This is a genomic window from Microbacterium sp. SWDP-B6 (assembly GCF_059803615.1).
Genome location: NZ_JAPFGV010000007.1, coordinates 86297 through 101152, shown reverse-complemented (window position 1 = coordinate 101152; position 14856 = coordinate 86297). Strand labels below are relative to the sequence as shown.

Annotated in this window: 13 protein-coding genes; 4 read left to right on the top strand and 9 right to left on the bottom strand. The window is 67.1% G+C overall.

The features are described from left to right. Positions 1-97: 97 nt before the first annotated feature. Positions 98-766 (top strand): GOLPH3/VPS74 family protein, encoded by a 669-nt coding sequence (locus OPU70_RS11025; RefSeq protein WP_498557776.1) that lies wholly within the window; start codon positions 98-100, stop codon positions 764-766. A 29-nt stretch (positions 767-795) separates the two neighbouring features. Here the strand turns inward: OPU70_RS11025 and OPU70_RS11020 are convergent, their stop codons facing one another. Then, positions 796-1524, bottom strand: coding sequence for a MerR family transcriptional regulator (locus OPU70_RS11020; protein WP_311878013.1), 729 nt, complete (start codon positions 1522-1524; stop codon positions 796-798). 199 nt (positions 1525-1723) lie between these two features. Here OPU70_RS11020 and OPU70_RS11015 point away from each other — a divergent pair, with 199 nt between their 5' ends. Continuing rightward, a complete protein-coding gene (locus tag OPU70_RS11015) occupies positions 1724-2266 on the top strand; it encodes a hypothetical protein (RefSeq protein WP_498557775.1) in 543 nt (180 codons plus the stop codon). A gap of 4 nt (positions 2267-2270) precedes the next feature. Then, positions 2271-2855: a TetR/AcrR family transcriptional regulator gene (locus OPU70_RS11010; protein ID WP_498557774.1), complete on the top strand. Its 585-nt coding sequence runs from the start codon at positions 2271-2273 to the stop codon at positions 2853-2855. A gap of 112 nt (positions 2856-2967) precedes the next feature. Here the strand turns inward: OPU70_RS11010 and OPU70_RS11005 are convergent, their stop codons facing one another. Genes OPU70_RS11005 through OPU70_RS10990 form a run of 4 tightly spaced genes read right to left on the bottom strand, consistent with a single transcriptional unit; the run spans position 2968 to position 8323 of the window. Next, positions 2968-3876, bottom strand: coding sequence for a carbohydrate ABC transporter permease (locus tag OPU70_RS11005; protein WP_498557773.1), 909 nt, complete (start codon positions 3874-3876; stop codon positions 2968-2970). Continuing rightward, entirely contained in the window at positions 3876-4814 is a 939-nt protein-coding gene (locus tag OPU70_RS11000; RefSeq protein WP_079113516.1) for a carbohydrate ABC transporter permease, read from the bottom strand. The genes OPU70_RS11005 and OPU70_RS11000 overlap by 1 nt, the downstream gene beginning before the upstream one ends. Then, positions 4811-6106 carry an ABC transporter substrate-binding protein gene (locus OPU70_RS10995; RefSeq protein WP_498557772.1) on the bottom strand — a complete coding sequence of 432 codons (1296 nt, stop codon included), beginning with the start codon at positions 6104-6106 and terminating at the stop codon, positions 4811-4813. The genes OPU70_RS11000 and OPU70_RS10995 overlap by 4 nt, the downstream gene beginning before the upstream one ends. Before the next feature lie 36 nt (positions 6107-6142). Beyond that, complete coding sequence (locus OPU70_RS10990) at positions 6143-8323, bottom strand: alpha-galactosidase (protein WP_498557771.1); 2181 nt, start codon at positions 8321-8323, stop codon at positions 6143-6145. A gap of 110 nt (positions 8324-8433) precedes the next feature. Here OPU70_RS10990 and OPU70_RS10985 point away from each other — a divergent pair, with 110 nt between their 5' ends. Continuing rightward, positions 8434-9549, top strand: a complete 1116-nt coding sequence (locus OPU70_RS10985) for an ROK family protein (RefSeq protein ID WP_498557770.1) — start codon at positions 8434-8436, stop codon at positions 9547-9549. A gap of 245 nt (positions 9550-9794) precedes the next feature. Here OPU70_RS10985 and OPU70_RS10980 read toward each other — a convergent pair whose 3' ends face one another. Genes OPU70_RS10980 through OPU70_RS10965 form a run of 4 tightly spaced genes read right to left on the bottom strand, consistent with a single transcriptional unit; the run spans position 9795 to position 14829 of the window. Beyond that, a complete protein-coding gene (locus OPU70_RS10980; protein WP_498557769.1) occupies positions 9795-11600 on the bottom strand; it encodes a family 43 glycosylhydrolase in 1806 nt (601 codons plus the stop codon). Then, positions 11597-12397 carry an SDR family NAD(P)-dependent oxidoreductase gene (locus OPU70_RS10975; RefSeq protein WP_498557768.1) on the bottom strand — a complete coding sequence of 267 codons (801 nt, stop codon included), beginning with the start codon at positions 12395-12397 and terminating at the stop codon, positions 11597-11599. Before OPU70_RS10975 ends, OPU70_RS10980 begins: the two co-directional genes overlap by 4 nt. A 28-nt stretch (positions 12398-12425) precedes the next feature. Further along, positions 12426-13397 (bottom strand): Gfo/Idh/MocA family protein, encoded by a 972-nt coding sequence (locus tag OPU70_RS10970; protein ID WP_498557767.1) that lies wholly within the window; start codon positions 13395-13397, stop codon positions 12426-12428. Next, positions 13390-14829: an MFS transporter gene (locus OPU70_RS10965; protein WP_498557766.1), complete on the bottom strand. Its 1440-nt coding sequence runs from the start codon at positions 14827-14829 to the stop codon at positions 13390-13392. The genes OPU70_RS10970 and OPU70_RS10965 overlap by 8 nt, the downstream gene beginning before the upstream one ends. Between the last annotated feature and the right edge of the window lie 27 nt (positions 14830-14856).

Genomic DNA, 14856 nt, shown 5'->3' with positions numbered 1-14856 from the left:
TGTGGTCGGAACACCGTATTGACTTCGCGTCTACAGGCGCTCGTGACGACCGTGACGACAGGTCGCGGCCGCGACGCCGAGGACCCGAGGAGCACCCATGTCGGAAGAACCCCTGATCGTCGAAGACACCCTGCTCCTGCTCTTCCAACCCGATTCGGGCACCATCGCCGGCGAGAACATCCTCTTCTACGTGCTCGGCGGCGCCGTGCTGGCCGACCTCGCGCTCGCCGGTCGGGTCGAAGCCGAGGAGCACGGACTCTTCACCCGGGTGCGCGCGGTCGGCGAAGGCGACGCGCCCGACCCACTGCTCGCGCCGGCGCTGACGTCGCTGTCGAAGAAGGCTCAGGACGTCCAGGCCGTTCTCGCCGGCATCGGTCCCCAGCTGCGCGGCCCGGTCCTCGACCGTGTCGTCGCGCGCGGTGATCTGAACCGCGCGGAAGGCAAGGTCCTCGGACTCTTCCCGACGACGAAGCTCACACTCGCCGGCGAACGCCGCTCCGACCTCATCCGCAGAGTGCGAGCCGCGCTCATCGACGGGGACGATCCGGACCCCCGCACCGCGGCGAGCATCGCCCTCCTGTCGGCGAGCGGTACGCTCCCCCAGTTCCACGCGGAGATCCCCTGGGACAGCGATGTCTACGCGCGGGCGAAGCGGCTCGAGGACGGCGACTGGGGTGCCGCAGCGGCATCGAGCGCGGTGGTGCGCACGATGAACGCCGTCATCATGAACACCGTGATCGCGGCGACGGTGCTGCCGCGTCTGTGAATCGAGGGCGCCCGGAGTCGTGCTCCCGCTCAGCCTGCGGCGATCGTCGCCAGCGCGATCACATGCGCTCGGGCGATCACATCGAGCTGGGCGGGGTTGTAGAGCGCGGCGACCGACTCCGCGACCGCCTCCCATGTCATCTGCGGGCGCCCTCGGTGATGCGCCAGAGGATCCTGCAGCCACGGATAGGTCGTCAGATCATGAGCGAGTCCGACCGCATACCTCTCCGCCATGCGGATCCGCGTCTGCTCGTCGGCATCCGGTGGCAGCGCATCGAAATCGGCGCGCACGTCGGCCGGATCGGATTCGAGCATCACCCGGAGATCCCGCATGGCCTCGTCGTCGTAGACCTGGGAGTAGATGAGCATCAGCGACCGTTCGGTCTCGGTGAGGCGTGCGGTGAGGTTCTCGAAGCCCCGAGGCAGATCCGTCGTCGTCGCGCCGTCGATGATGGTGCGGATCTCCACCCGAGCCTGCTGCAGCCGCTCGATCGTGACGGCGAGCTCGGCGTCGATGTCCTCCAACGCCGCGAGGGCACGATCGTCCCCGGCGGAGACACGATCGATCTGATCGAGGGGAACCCCGAGTTCGCGCAGACGACGGATGCGGAGCAGCTGCACGAGGTGACTCACCTCATAGCTCTTGTACCCGTTCGACGACCTGCTCGGCTGTTCGAGCAGGCCCACCTGGTGATAGTGCCGCACGGTGTTCACCGTGGTTCCGGCGAGGTCAGCGACCTCTCTCGTGCTCCACGCCATGAAGGGTCCCTTTCCTGCGCGGCCGTCTTCTGACTCATTCTGGCTCGCGGCGGCGCCTGGGGCGACGCCGTGCTCCGTCGAGTGCATGTCGTAGTAGAAACCCTGTGGTCGCCACACACTCAAGTCCTGCGGCGTCCGCACGTCGGGTGGTAGCACAGTCGTACTAACATAATCGGACCGTCGACCGAGAGGACCGTCCATGATCCTTATGGCGATCATCGCGTGCGAGGTGGGCTTCTGGGTCGCGATCGCAGCCGGCCTCATCGCCCGCTACGCCTTCGACCTCCCCCGACTCGGCAGGATGCTGCTGCTCGCGGCGCCGGCCATCGACCTGGTTCTGCTGGCGCTCGTCGCCCTCGATCTCATGGGCGGCGGAACGGCCTCGTGGCACCACGGTCTGGCCGCTCTCTACATCGGCATCTCGGTCGCATACGGCCACCGGATGGTCGCGTGGGCGGATGCGAAATTCGCCTCGCGCTTTCGTGGGGCGGCGCCTCGACCGCGTCTGTTCGGCTCTGCGTACACGATCGCCTGCTGGAAGGACGTCGCGCGCACGATGCTGGCCGCCGCGATCGCAGCGGGGCTCCTCGGGGGCCTCATCGCTCTCGTCGGCGACGCGGCGCGCACCGCCGAGCTGCTCGGTTTCTTCCCGATCCTCGGCATGATCGTGGCGATAGATCTGCTGTGGGCCGTCAGCTACTCGATCTGGCCCAAGCGATCACCCGCCACTGCACGAGAATGAGGTCATGCCCCGCCTCATCGACCACGACGACCGCAACGACGAGATCGGGGCGGCGGCGTTCCGCGTGCTGGTGCGCGATGGCATCGCCGGGTTGTCGGTGCGCAAGGTCGCGGAGGAGGCGGAGATCGCCGCGGCGTCGCTCCGACGCGCGTTCCCGACGCAGGACGCCCTTCGCCGCTTCTGCTTCGACCGCATCCGACAGTCCGTCGCGGCCCGACTGCGCGCCGTGACGGGCGACGGTCGCGAGAGAGCGATGCAGTGGATGCGGGAACTGCTCCCCCTCGACGACACACGACGCACAGAGCTCGTCGTGCAGCTGCAGCTGAGCCGGCTCGCCCTCACCGACGAGAGCCTGAGGGGAAGCGCAGCCGACCTTCACGACGGCGTCCGCCGAGTGTGCTCATCAGTGCTGCGACAGCTCTCAGAGTCGGGAGTGACAGACCCGACTCTCGATCCCGATCTCGAGACGGCACGACTGCACGCCTTGCTCGACGGGCTTGCGCTCCACCTGCTGTGGAACACCTCCGACGACCCCGCCGGTCAGGCCGACCGGGTGCTGCAGCGACACATCGACACCCTCGCGGCCTGAGCCCCCGCGATGACCGAACTCCCAGACTGCGGATACCCGCGTGCATGGCCCTGTCTGAGGTGACCTCTCCGCCCCGTCACTCGGCGCAGTGCGGCATCTCCCCCGATCACGCCTACTTGATGGATCCCCGGGTGACCCCGGAGATGACCCACCGCTGCGAGAAGATGTAGACGATCAGGAGCGGCGCCATCGCCATCAGGTATGAGGCGAAGGCGGTCGTGTAGTCGGTGTTGTACTGGCCCTGGAACACGTACTGCGCCAGCGGGATCGTGCGCGCACCGGGGTCGGTGAGGACGACCAGCGGCATGATGAAGTCGTTCCATGCCCAGACGCAGGTGAGGATGCCGACGGTGGCGTTCATGGGCGTGAGCAGCGGGAACACGATCTGCCAGAACACCCGCCACGTGGATGCTCCATCGACGCGCGCCGCCTCCTCGAGCTCGATCGGGATCGAGCGGATGTAGGCGCTGTAGATGAAGACGTTCAGCGAGATGCCGAAGATCGTGTAGAGCACGATCATGCCGACCTGGTTGTCCAGACCGAGGAGCGACGTCTGCTTGACCAGGGGCAGCATGATGATCGGGAACGGGATGAACAGCGCGGCGAGGAAGTAGAAGAACACCCCCTTGAAGAACGGTCGGTGGCTGTTGCGGGCGAGCGCGTACGCCACCACCGAGCTGGTCAGCAGGGTGAAGACGACCGCTCCGACCGTGATCAGCGCCGTGTTAAGCAGCGCCTGCGGGAACGCGGTCCGCGCCCACGCGTCGGCGAAGTTCTCCCAGCGGATCGGGTTCGGCCATTCGAACCCGTTGCCGGCGGCGAGCTGCTCTGGCGTCTTCAGCGCGACGGCGACCGCGAGGTACAGCGGGATGAGCACGGTCAGCGCGCAGACGGCGATGAGCGCGGTCGCCCACCAGTTCGTCTTGCGGGTGTCGTCGTTCTCGGAGGCGCGCCTGGCGCGCCATCCGGGGCGAGGTGTTGTCGCCTCGGCTTCGGCGAGGATTGTGGTTGCGGTGGTCATCAGATATCGGCCTCTCTGCGCTGAAGGACCCGGAACTGCAGGAGCGAGACGATCGTGATCACGATGAAGAAGATCACGGCGTTCGCGGTCTGGTAGGCGAACTCTCCACCGGAGAATCCGCCGCGGAAGACGAGCAGGGTGACCGATTCGGTCGACGTGCCCGGCCCTCCGTTCGTAAGGGCGACGATCGGGTCGAAGACCTGCAGGAAGCCCTTGAGGCTCAGCACGACGTTGATCGTGAAGAACGCGCTGATGAGCGGGAAGGTGATGGATCCGAACTGCCGCCATGAGGATGCACCGTCGAGAGATGCGGCTTCGTACAACTCGCTCGGGATCGTCTGCAGACCGGAGAGGTAGATGATGATCGAGAACGCGCAGGCCTGCCAGACCGCCAGTGCGACGATCGCCGTCCACGCCCAATCGGGGTTGGTGAGGATGTTGTCGCGGAACAGCGGGATGCCGGACAGGATCTTCGGCAGCGAGTTCGAGAACAGGAACTGGAACACGTAACCGATCACGAGGATCGCGAGCACGTACGGTACGAAGTAGACGCCGCGCCAGAAGTTCCGTGCGCGGATCTTGGCATTGAGCCCCATGGCGATCGAGAGCGAGATCACGTTCGTGAGGATCGTGGCGACGATGGCGAACAGGAACGAGAACCCGTAGGCCTTCAGGACTCTGTCGTCCTTGAAGAGGTTGAGGTAGTTCGAGATGCCGACGAAGTTCCAGTCGCCGTAGCCGGCGTAGTTCGTGAAGCTGAAGAAGATGCCCACGATGACGGGGATGGTGTGGAACGCGGCGAAGGCGATGACGGCGGGCCAGACCATCCAGTAATAGGCGGGCAGCGCGCGGGAGCTCGCGGTGCGGACCCGGCGCGCTCGCTTCGTGCCCTCGGGCCCCGGTGTCGTGGCGCGCACAGCGCTGGTCAGGGTGCTCATTCTTCGTCTCCCGTCACGGGGATGGTGCGGGCGGCGACTTTGCGCCACTCGCTGTCGAGGGTCGACAGCGCCGCATCCGCGTCGCCGTCGAACAGGAACTGCTGCACGATCGCGACCAGCGGGATGCTCGGCGGCACCTGATGATCGATGAAGCCGGTGATCTTCCCCTCGTCGAAGAAGGGCTTGACCGACTGCAGCGCAGGGTCGTCGCTCAGCTCGGCGCCCTCCACCGACGGGATCATGTTCTGAGAAGCGGCGAACTCCTCGATCACTCCGACGTCGAACAGGTACTCGATGAAGCGGAGCGCCTCCTCGCGATGAGGTGTGTCCTTCGCCATGGTCACGACGACGTCGACACCGGAGACCAGCAGACGATCATCAGGATCGTCCGCCGCCGGGTAGGGGAAGATCGCCGCCTTGATGTCGGGGTTGATGGCCTTGACGGGGTTCAGCGCCCAGATGCCCTGCAGCAGCATGGCGGACTCGCCGCGGGCGAAGGCCGCGTTGCCGTCGTCGTAGGTGCGGCCGCGGTATCCCTCCTGCATGTACGAGAAGAGCTCTGCCTGCTGAGCCATCACCTCGGGGAAGTCCTTCTCGAACGAGACGGCCGAATCGGCGCCGACATCCTCACCCTCCGCGCGAAGGTCGTCGAAGAAGCCGCCTTGCGAGGCGTACGCCCCCAGAGCGTTCCATGACGGCATGCCGGTCCACGAGTCCGCGAGGGTGCCGTAGAACGGGGTGATCCCCGCAGCCTCGAGGGCCTCGCACACCGCGATGAACTCGTCCCACGTCTCGGGGACCTCGAGCCCCTGCTCCTCGAAGATGTCCTGGTTGTAGATGACGCCGTTGGCGTTGTTGACGTAACCGAGTCCGTTCACCTCGTCCTGCTTGGTGCCGAGATCTGCGAGGATCTCCTGCACCGCGGGGTTGATGGTCTCGAGAACCGGCTCATCGGAGAAGTCGTAGAACACCCCGGCTTGAGCGAGGTCCCCGAATCCGCCGTTCGCGTTCAGGGTGATGACGTCTGGCGCCTTGTCCTTGACGAGCAGCGTGCGGATGAGGGTCTCGGAGTCCGCGACCTGATTCTGCACGACGCGGATATCGGGATTCGCGGCCTCGAAGTCCGCGATGATCGCGTTGAAGTCCTCTAGTGCCTCCCCCTTGAACTGGAAGAAGCTGAGGGTGGTGACGCCGTCGTCCGGCGACGACGCGCATCCCCCCAGCGCCACGACGGCGCCGAGTGCAGCCGCCATGGCGACCGCCCTGGCTGTCTGCCGATGTCTGATTCTCATGTGTGCGCCTCCTTGCGCGGAAGAACTGCTCGGTTGTCAGTGCTGTGAAACGATCTCGACGACGGTCGCCTGCTGCGGGAACTGCACGGGCGGGCGGACGCCGATGCTCCCGAGCTCGTGGCCGGTCATCGTCACGGGCTCTTCGACCCACGCGAGCGGCGACTGCGCAGGGTCGTGCGCGGGACGCGAGAGGATGCGGAGTGCGTACGAGCGGGCAGGGTCGAGCCCCGGGAACCGGACGCGCCCCGCCGGGTAGGCGGCGCTCGTCGCGACCTGCGTGATGGTGAACACCGCGTGCGCGGCATCCTCGGCGACGATCCCGCGCACGTCGATGCCCGGCTCGACACCGTCGACGTGGACGACGGTGCCGTCGGCGATCAGCGGACGCAGCCGCTTGGCGAGGGCGATCCAGGCGGCGACACGACCCCGGGTCTCCTCGTCGGCGGAGGTGAGGTCCCACTCGATACCGAAGTGTCCGAGCAGGGCGACAGCGGCGCTCAGCTCGAGCGAGACCGTGCGCCCCGACGAATGCACGACCGGGCTCGTGAGGTGCATGCCCATCATCTCGGGCGGCACGACGAGGCCGGTGTAGCGCTGGTTCTCGAGCCGCTCGATCGGGTCGAGGCTGTCGCTGGTCCAGATGCGGTCGGTGCGGTCGAGGATGCCGAGGTCGACTCGAGCACCGCCCGATGCGCAGCTCTCGATCTCGAGATCGGGGTGGGCCGCCTTCAGCTCATCGAGCAGTCGGTAGAGCGCGAGGGTGTGTTCGCGCACCCGCGGGGATCCGCCGGGGCCGCTGCCCGCATCGACGAGATCCCGGTTGTGATCCCACTTGAGGTAGGCGATCGGGTACTCGCCCAGGAGGGCGAGAAGCCGATCGGCGATGTGTCGGTACGCGTCGGGATTCGCGAGGTCCAGCACCTGCTGCTGCCGTGCGGACGGCGGCAGCGACGACCGGCCTTGAAGGATCCAGTCGGGATGCGCGCGGGCGAGGTCGCTGTCGGGGTTCACCATCTCGGGCTCCACCCAGAGCCCGAACTCCATGCCGAGCCCTGTGACCTTGCGGACGAGAGGATGCAGACCCTCGGGCCAGACCTCGGCATCCACCTCCCAGTCGCCGAGCCCTCGGGTGTCGTCGCGTCGCCCCGTGAACCACCCGTCGTCGAGCACGAACCGCTCGATCCCGACGGCCGCTGCCGTATCGGCGAGCGCAGCCAGGCGGTCGAAGTCATGGTCGAAATAGACGGCCTCCCACGTGTTGAGAGTGATCGGACGCGCACGGCGCGGATGCTGGGGACGGTCGCGCCACTCGGAATGGAAGCGCTGCGCCAGCTGGTTGAGACCCTCGCCCCACGAGCCGATGACCCAGGGCGACGATACGGACGCTCCGGGGGCGATCACGACCTCACCGGGGGCGAACAGCTCACCGCCGGCGAGGAAGGCATCGCCCGTCACGACCCGCTCGGCGAGCACGCGGTGGTTTCCGCTCCACGCGACGTGGATGCCGTGCACCCGACCGGACTCGAACCCGAACCCGGGCCGCCCCGCGGCCAGCAGCACCGTCGCGTCCGCCCCCGGACGTCCCCTCCGGCTCTCGCGCAGGTGGGTGCCGAGAGTGAAGACGTGCCGCTGAGCGCTGCGCTCGCGAAGATGGTGACCGGTCGTGTCGAGCAGTTCCGTGGCATCCCCCGGGGTGGGGAAGGCGAGCTGCAGAGCATCGAGGGAATAGCCGCCGTCGCCGGTGTTGCTCACGGTCATGCGCTGATGGAGAAGCCCTGCGACGCCGACTTCGACGTCCCACCGAAGGCGGATCCCCGCTTCCGCATCCTGCAGCTCGACGGCGGCCGCGTGGTGATCGACGCGCACCTCGACGACTTCGGGCTTGATGCTGAAGCCGACTCCCCCACGGTGCCCCTCGACTGTGGGCGTTCCCAGCCAGCCCGAGGCCTCGGTGGCGACCGTGCTGAGACGTGCCGTGCGGTCGAGACCGCCGGACACCCGCTGCGGACGCGCGGCGACGGCGAGGCTGCGCAGCGTCTCCGGAGTCGAGTCGGCGAGCTCCTCACCCCAGTGGACGATGACGGGCACCTCTTCGGACTCGAGGTCGATGACGACACTCGTCCCGCCGCGGTGAAGGTGGATCACGCGATCGCGGGTGGCCGGGGACTCGAGATCATCCATCACGCTCTCCTGCAGAGCCTCATTGCTGAAATGCATGGATTAGTTCTATCACGAAAATAACTACGAGCCAAGACCCGATTTTGACCCCTCGATTTCAGGGAGGAACCCCGTTTTACTGCCACAATGGAAACAACGAGGAGGTGATCATGCTCACAGAGAGCGAGAACGCGCTCGCCGAGGCGGTCTTGATCCACGGGCCGATCTCGCGCTCGGCCCTGACGAGTCGACTCGGACTCTCAGCAGCGAGCCTGACCCGACTGGCGAAGCCGTTCCTCGACACCGGGCTGCTCATCGAGCTCGACGACGTCGTCGACGGCTCCGTCGGCCGACCGACCAGGCCCCTCGACATCGCCCCTGACCGGGGCTTCTTCGTCGGTATCAAGCTGACCGGCGACACCTTGCACGCGGCTCTGACCGACGTCCGCGCCACTCTCGTCGACTCCTCCACACGCCCCCTCACCGCTTCCGACCCGTCGAGCGTGGTCACAGACATCCGCGCGGCGATCGACGACTTCGACGGCGACATCCGCGGCATCGGCGTGAGCCTCGGCGGCTCCGTCGACGACGGCGTCGTCGAGTTCGCGCCGTTCCTCGACTGGCACGACGTGCCGTTCGCGGCGATGCTCGCCGAAGCGACCGGACTGCCCGTCACCGTCGAGAACGACCTCGTCGCGCTCGCCGAGGCCGAGAGGTGGTTCGGAATGGGCCGCGGCCTGCCCGGATTCTCAGTGATCACCATAGGTGAGGGCATCGGATACGCGGTCGTCGCTCACAACGAGGTCGTGCGCACGCGCGAAGTCGGCGCGGGTCTCGGCGGACACATCCCGCTCGCAGCCAACGGGCCCCTCTGCGACCGAGGACACCGCGGGTGCGCACAGGCGATGCTCACGTCGGGATCGATCACCGCTCAGGTCTCCGGTGCCCTGCGACGCGCGGTCGACTACGAGGAGTTCCTGGCGCTCACCGCAGACGGAGACCCCGCAGCGACTGCGGTGGCGGATGCAGCAGGCGAAGCGCTCGGCCGATTCATCGCCCTCGCAGCGAACCTGACGATGCAGCCCGCCACGGTTCTCGCCGGCGATGGCATCGGTCTGTTCTCGGTCGCTGAACCCGCCATCCGACGCGCGATCGCCGCCGACCGCGACCCGCTCGCGGATCCCATCGAGCTCTATATCGACGAGCCCGGGTTCACCGCCTGGGCGCGCGGAGCCGCCGCGGTGGCGATCCAATCGGCGATCGCGACCCTCTCACTGGCACGCTGACCCGAGATCGCCGCCTCGTCACCGGATCAGCGATGATCATCGCCCGCCCTCGTCGACACCGGCGGGCGGCTGCCGTCGTTCTCGGGCGCGGTGCGCAGCATGCCTTGCGGCGAACCACGCGAAGGTCCGCTCCCACGACGCGTCACGCACGGAGATGAGAGAACACGATCCTCTTGGGGTTGGTCACACCGACCATGAAACCCTGGCCGATGGTTTTGAGCGGGGATCCTCAAACGCGACCGTGCTCACACACGAGGAGGAACCTCGAATGCGCGGCCGGGAGTGACTCCGTTCTCATTGAAGGAGTCGACGCTCACCCACACGGTCTCCCCGTCGTTCAGCGACGGGAGGCGCAGGTGGTTCTGCTCGTAGACGAGCCAGCTGTGGTACAGGCGGTCAGGCGCGTGGCCATAGCGGATGTTGTAGCCGTGCGCTCCGTCGACGGGAGGCCAGTCCAGTTCCGCGGTCGTCCCATCGGTGCGCACGGCACGGGGCGTCGTCTCAGCGGGAGGCTCGCCGACTCCGACGCCGAAGACCCTGATGCCGCTCACCGCGAACGGGCCGTCGAACGGAACCCGATCCGCCCGCACCCTGATGAGTCGATACTCCGCAGGGGCGTCGAGCAGGATCAGGGCATGCGGGCGCTCCCGCTCGTCGTCACGCGAGTCGTGGAGCGTGACCCACTCCTGGCCGTCGATCGACCCCTCGACGGTGAACTGCGCCGCCGTATGGTCCGCATGGATGCCGCGCCACGTGTGCCCCTGGTCCTTTCCTTCGACGATCAGGTCCGCGGACGCGTAGTCGGCGAGCTCGTGATCGGCGAGGTTGACCTGGATGGCGTGCACCTCGTGCCCGCCGTCCATCTCGATCTCGATCCAGTGCCCGCGGCCCGGTCCGTCGGATGCCCACCAGTCACGGATGTTCTCGTTCACGGCAAGGCCCGGCAGGTGGCCTTCCGCCGACGACGACGCGCGCGCACCGGCTCTGTAGGAGAGCAGCATCCATTCCGGCGCGATCCGTTCCCGCGCATCCACCGGACCGGCGGGCACGGCGCAGGGATAGTCTCCGAAGTTCTGGTTGCAGTAGAGGACTCCGTCTTCATCGAATCCTGCGGGGAAGAGTCCCACCCGCCGTTCGTAGACGTCATTGATGCTGATGCGCATGGTGGCGGTGTGCCACCAGTTGCCGTACTCGTCCTGCACAGTGCTCCCGTGCCCGGCCCCGGTGATGAAGCCGCCGGGCTTGGAGGAGAAGGGATTCGTCGGCGAATAGGTGAACGGCCCCAGCGGATGCGCACCCGTGAAGTAGCCGTCGGCATACGTGTTCCACTCCGTTCCCGGGGCGGCGTACTGCAGGTAGTACGTGTCATCCACGCGCGTCATCCACGCGCCCTCCAGATAGGGCTTGCCGTTGGAGAACGACGCGACGAGCTTCTCTCGCTCGGTGACCGGCTCGGGAACGACATAGTCCTCCCCCGTCTTCTCCCAGCCGCGGGTCGTGGTGTCCGTGGTGATGAGATCGACCGGCTGCCCGATGGGCGTGAAGGTGGAGTCCATCTCCACCCCGCGGATCGGGTCGTCACTGCTGCAGCCCCAGTAGAAGTACACCCGGTCATCGAGGTCCTGGAACACGTGCGGGTCCCAGAACTCGAACGTCCCCGGAGTGATCTCCTCGAAGTCGTCGGCCAACGGATCCACACTGCGGAAGAACGGGGAGTTCGTCTTCCGGGATGCACTGATGATGAGGGCGTCGTCGACGACCCTGACGTCCGGAGCGTAATCGTACGGGGGGATCTTGTCCGTCGCGACGTACTGCCAGTCGAGGAGGTCATCCGAGTGCCAGAATCCCCGCGACATCGAGACGAAGAGGTAGTACCGACCGCGGTATCGAACGAGCGACGGATCAGCACCTTCCCTGTGCACGCTTCGTCGCGGTTCCCCGATGGTGAGGCCGCGCACGACACCTGTGAATCTGACGTCCTGATAGCGGTATTCGAGGTCGAGCGGGTTGCAGTAGATCCGGCGGGTCGAGGGCGACGTCGTCGAGGTCATGACAGCAGGGCTCCCATCTGCTTCGCGATCATGGTCGTCGCGAGCTTGGGGTTGAGGCGCGAGAGGCGATCCATGGTGGCCGCGTCCGAGCCGATCGTCGCGCGGAAGCGGTTCTTGACGATGGCGTCGACGATCACGCGTCCGGCCTCCTGCGGCGTGGTCGTCTTGTACGAGCTGTTCTCCGCCGACGCGTCACCTCCCAGATCGACACCCGAATTCGCCGCGATGCCGGTGCTGATCGCTCCGGGGAAGATCACGGTGACGTGCACGTTCGTGTCGAGGAGCTCGGCGTACAGCGCCTCGGTGAGCAGCTTCACCGCCGCCTTCGACGCTCCGTAGACCGCCTGGCCGGGCACGGGAGCGTAGGAACCCATGCTCGCGACGTTCAGCAGGGAGGCTTCCGGGCGGATGAGCAGGTGCGGGAGAAACGCCTTGCACACGTTCATCACGCCCCAGAAGTTCACGTTCATGACCTTCTCGATCTCGGAGAACGGCAGATCGTTGACCTTGACGAACTTCTGGATGACACCGGCGATGTTCGCGACGCCGTCGACCTGTCCGTGAGCCGCGATCACAGCGTCGGGCAGCGCGTCGATCGCATCCCGGTCGGTGATGTTCACGACGTGCGCGGTGAAACGGCCACCGGCCCCCGCGAGGCGGGCCGTCTCGTCGAGACCGACCTCATTGAGGTCGACGCCGGCGACGGAGCCCCCCTGGGCGAGCAGTCTGAGCGTGACCTCGCGTCCGATGCCGTTCCCTGCGCCGGTGACGACGAAGACCTTGCCTGAGATGTCCATGGGTTCCTTCTGGGTGGGTGGGTCGCGATCAGAGCGACGGGGAAGAGATCTCTGCGAGGATGCGGTCGAGCGTTCGGGTGACCGAGATCGTCGTCGCAGCGTCGTGCCAGGGGTGCTCGCGCACGCCGGAGTCGATCGCGGCGGTCACAGCTTCGAGCATCGGCCCGTAGCCGTGGCCGACTCGCGGATGCTCCACCTGCTCCGGCGCGCGGAAGATGCGCTCGGCCGAGCCGGCGTGCACATGGGCGGTGCTGCCCGCCCAGAACATCGGGTCGATCGTGATCCATCCGCGCTCGCCGCTCACGGCCGCGGAGAGATCGAGGAACTCCGTACCGGACCAGGCCAGCTGGGCGAAGGCTCCACCGGTGTGCTCGAGAGTCGCGTGACCGGCGAGGTCGACACCGTCCGAGATCACTCCCCGCGCGGTCACGGCATCGGCATCACCGAGGAACCAGTGCGCGAGCGTCACGGGATAGATGCCACGGTCTCGAAGGATGCTGCCACCGTCTTCGGGTCGCGCCTTGCCCGGCCGAGGGAAGAACGGCGTGCCGAAGCTCGCTCGCACGCTGCGTATCGCGCCGAGCTCCCCTCCGGTGATGCGCTGGATCAGCTCGACGTGGAGCGGATTGAACCGCATCCACATCGCCTCCATGAGGAAGCGGTCGGCCTGTGCAGCTCGGGCGAAGAGCATCTCCGCATCGGCGGCGGACGTGGTGATCGGCTTCTCGACGAGCACGTGCAGGCCCCCGTCGAGCGCCTCGAGCGTGATCGCCGTGTGCGTGTCGGCAGGCGTGGCGATGTACACCGCGTCGATGTCGTCACGCCCCAGGAGCGCAGAACGATCCGACGTCGCGAACGCGATTCCGTGCCGCGAGGCGAATGCGTCAGCTCGCTCAGCGGTACGCCCCCAGACCCCGTTGATCTCACCGCTGATGTCGAGCAGGTCGGCGACGACCCGGTCGGAGATGTCTCCCGTACCGACGATGCCCCACCTAGGCATCCGCGCCCTTGCGTTCTCTGATCGGCGCCACCGTCAGCGTCGCGAGTGCCACGAGCACGAGGGCCGCGCCCCAGACGAGCTGGTAGCCGCCGGTCAGCGAGACCACAGCAGCAGCGAGGGCGGGTGCCAGTGCCTGGCCGAGGTTCATGGCGACGATCGCGAGTCCCAGATCGCGTCCGGCATGTGCAGGATCGGGCAGAACGTCGATGAACATGGCGTTGTCGACCGGCAGATAGATGCCGAAGGCGAGTCCGGTCAGGACGACCTGGGCGAACAGCGCCGGCAGGGTCGGAGAGATCAGCGGGATCGCCATGGACACGGCCATGAGAAGAGACGCGACGATGATGAACGGCTTGCGGCGCCCCACGCGGTCGGAGAGCCTGCCCGAGATCGCGACGGCGATGAGCGTGAAGGGGATCCCCGCGAGCCCCAGGATCGGCACCATCGCCGATGCCTCGGCGGCGCTGAGCGCAGGGCGGACATAGCTCTGCAGCATGTACAGGTTGAGCACCGTCGACGTGCTGTAGCCGAAGAAGAAGAGCACGCGCGAGATCCACAGCCAGCGGTAGTTGCGGGCTGTGAGCGCGCTCGCGTATCCGAGGAGGAACGGCTTCCAGGCGAACGGCTCGCGTTCCAGGTCGCTCGAGGACTCGTCGCGATTGCGCGTGACGAACAGGATGGTGGCGATCGCCACCATCAGGCCCAGGATCAGGTAGAAGTCGAGGCCGATCATCCCGAAGAGAGCGCCGGCGCCGATTCCGCCGAGGATGCCGCCGATGATGGCGCCCATGCTCGTCCACGAGGTCACACGCCCGCGACGATCCCGCGGCACCCGGTCGGCCACCGTCGCCTGCAGTGGATTGCCCGCGACGTTCAGTGCCAGCTCGGTCGCGGACCACAGCACGACGAGCACGACGAGCGACGGCGCGTAACGGACGGCGACGAGGAGCACAGCACCGATCAGACCGGCGTACAGGATCCAGGGAGCGCGCCGACCGAGACGCGAGCGGGTCCGGTCGGAGAGCACACCGATCACCGGCTGGAGGATCATCACGATGATGGCGCTGGTCGTCGTCACCAGAGCCAGCCCGTTCGCGCGCGCCGCCTCGAAGTCGGAGAGGAGAGCGAGCTGTCGCGTCTGCTCGGCGGTCGGGGTGACCTCGCCAGAGGCGACGGCTCGGCCGAGCTCGGTCAGCGCCTGCAGATCGACCCCGGCATCCGCGCCCGCGAAGAACGAGCCGAACTCCAGGATCTGGATCTGGTTCGGCATCAGGATGCCGTTCGTCGCCGCCCAGACCGCCGAGACGGCCAGCGAGAGCAGGAGATACCAGCGGATGTAGCGCGAGAGGGGCCTCTTCGCGTCGTAGTGCACCGCGACCGTCGAGGTCCAGCGAGACTCCTCGCCGGCCACCTGCGTGAGGGGCTCGCTCATGGCCGCGGCCCTGCGGTGATGCGCTCC

Coding starts and splice junctions, on each gene's coding strand:
- OPU70_RS11025 (WP_498557776.1), top strand. CDS start 98: ATGTCGGAAGAACCCCTGATCGTCGAAGACACCCTGCTCCTGCTCTTC.
- OPU70_RS11020 (WP_311878013.1), bottom strand. CDS start 1,524: ATGGCGTGGAGCACGAGAGAGGTCGCTGACCTCGCCGGAACCACGGTG.
- OPU70_RS11015 (WP_498557775.1), top strand. CDS start 1,724: ATGATCCTTATGGCGATCATCGCGTGCGAGGTGGGCTTCTGGGTCGCG.
- OPU70_RS11010 (WP_498557774.1), top strand. CDS start 2,271: ATGCCCCGCCTCATCGACCACGACGACCGCAACGACGAGATCGGGGCG.
- OPU70_RS11005 (WP_498557773.1), bottom strand. CDS start 3,876: ATGACCACCGCAACCACAATCCTCGCCGAAGCCGAGGCGACAACACCT.
- OPU70_RS11000 (WP_079113516.1), bottom strand. CDS start 4,814: ATGAGCACCCTGACCAGCGCTGTGCGCGCCACGACACCGGGGCCCGAG.
- OPU70_RS10995 (WP_498557772.1), bottom strand. CDS start 6,106: ATGAGAATCAGACATCGGCAGACAGCCAGGGCGGTCGCCATGGCGGCT.
- OPU70_RS10990 (WP_498557771.1), bottom strand. CDS start 8,323: ATGCATTTCAGCAATGAGGCTCTGCAGGAGAGCGTGATGGATGATCTC.
- OPU70_RS10985 (WP_498557770.1), top strand. CDS start 8,434: ATGCTCACAGAGAGCGAGAACGCGCTCGCCGAGGCGGTCTTGATCCAC.
- OPU70_RS10980 (WP_498557769.1), bottom strand. CDS start 11,600: ATGACCTCGACGACGTCGCCCTCGACCCGCCGGATCTACTGCAACCCG.
- OPU70_RS10975 (WP_498557768.1), bottom strand. CDS start 12,397: ATGGACATCTCAGGCAAGGTCTTCGTCGTCACCGGCGCAGGGAACGGC.
- OPU70_RS10970 (WP_498557767.1), bottom strand. CDS start 13,397: ATGCCTAGGTGGGGCATCGTCGGTACGGGAGACATCTCCGACCGGGTC.
- OPU70_RS10965 (WP_498557766.1), bottom strand. CDS start 14,829: ATGAGCGAGCCCCTCACGCAGGTGGCCGGCGAGGAGTCTCGCTGGACC.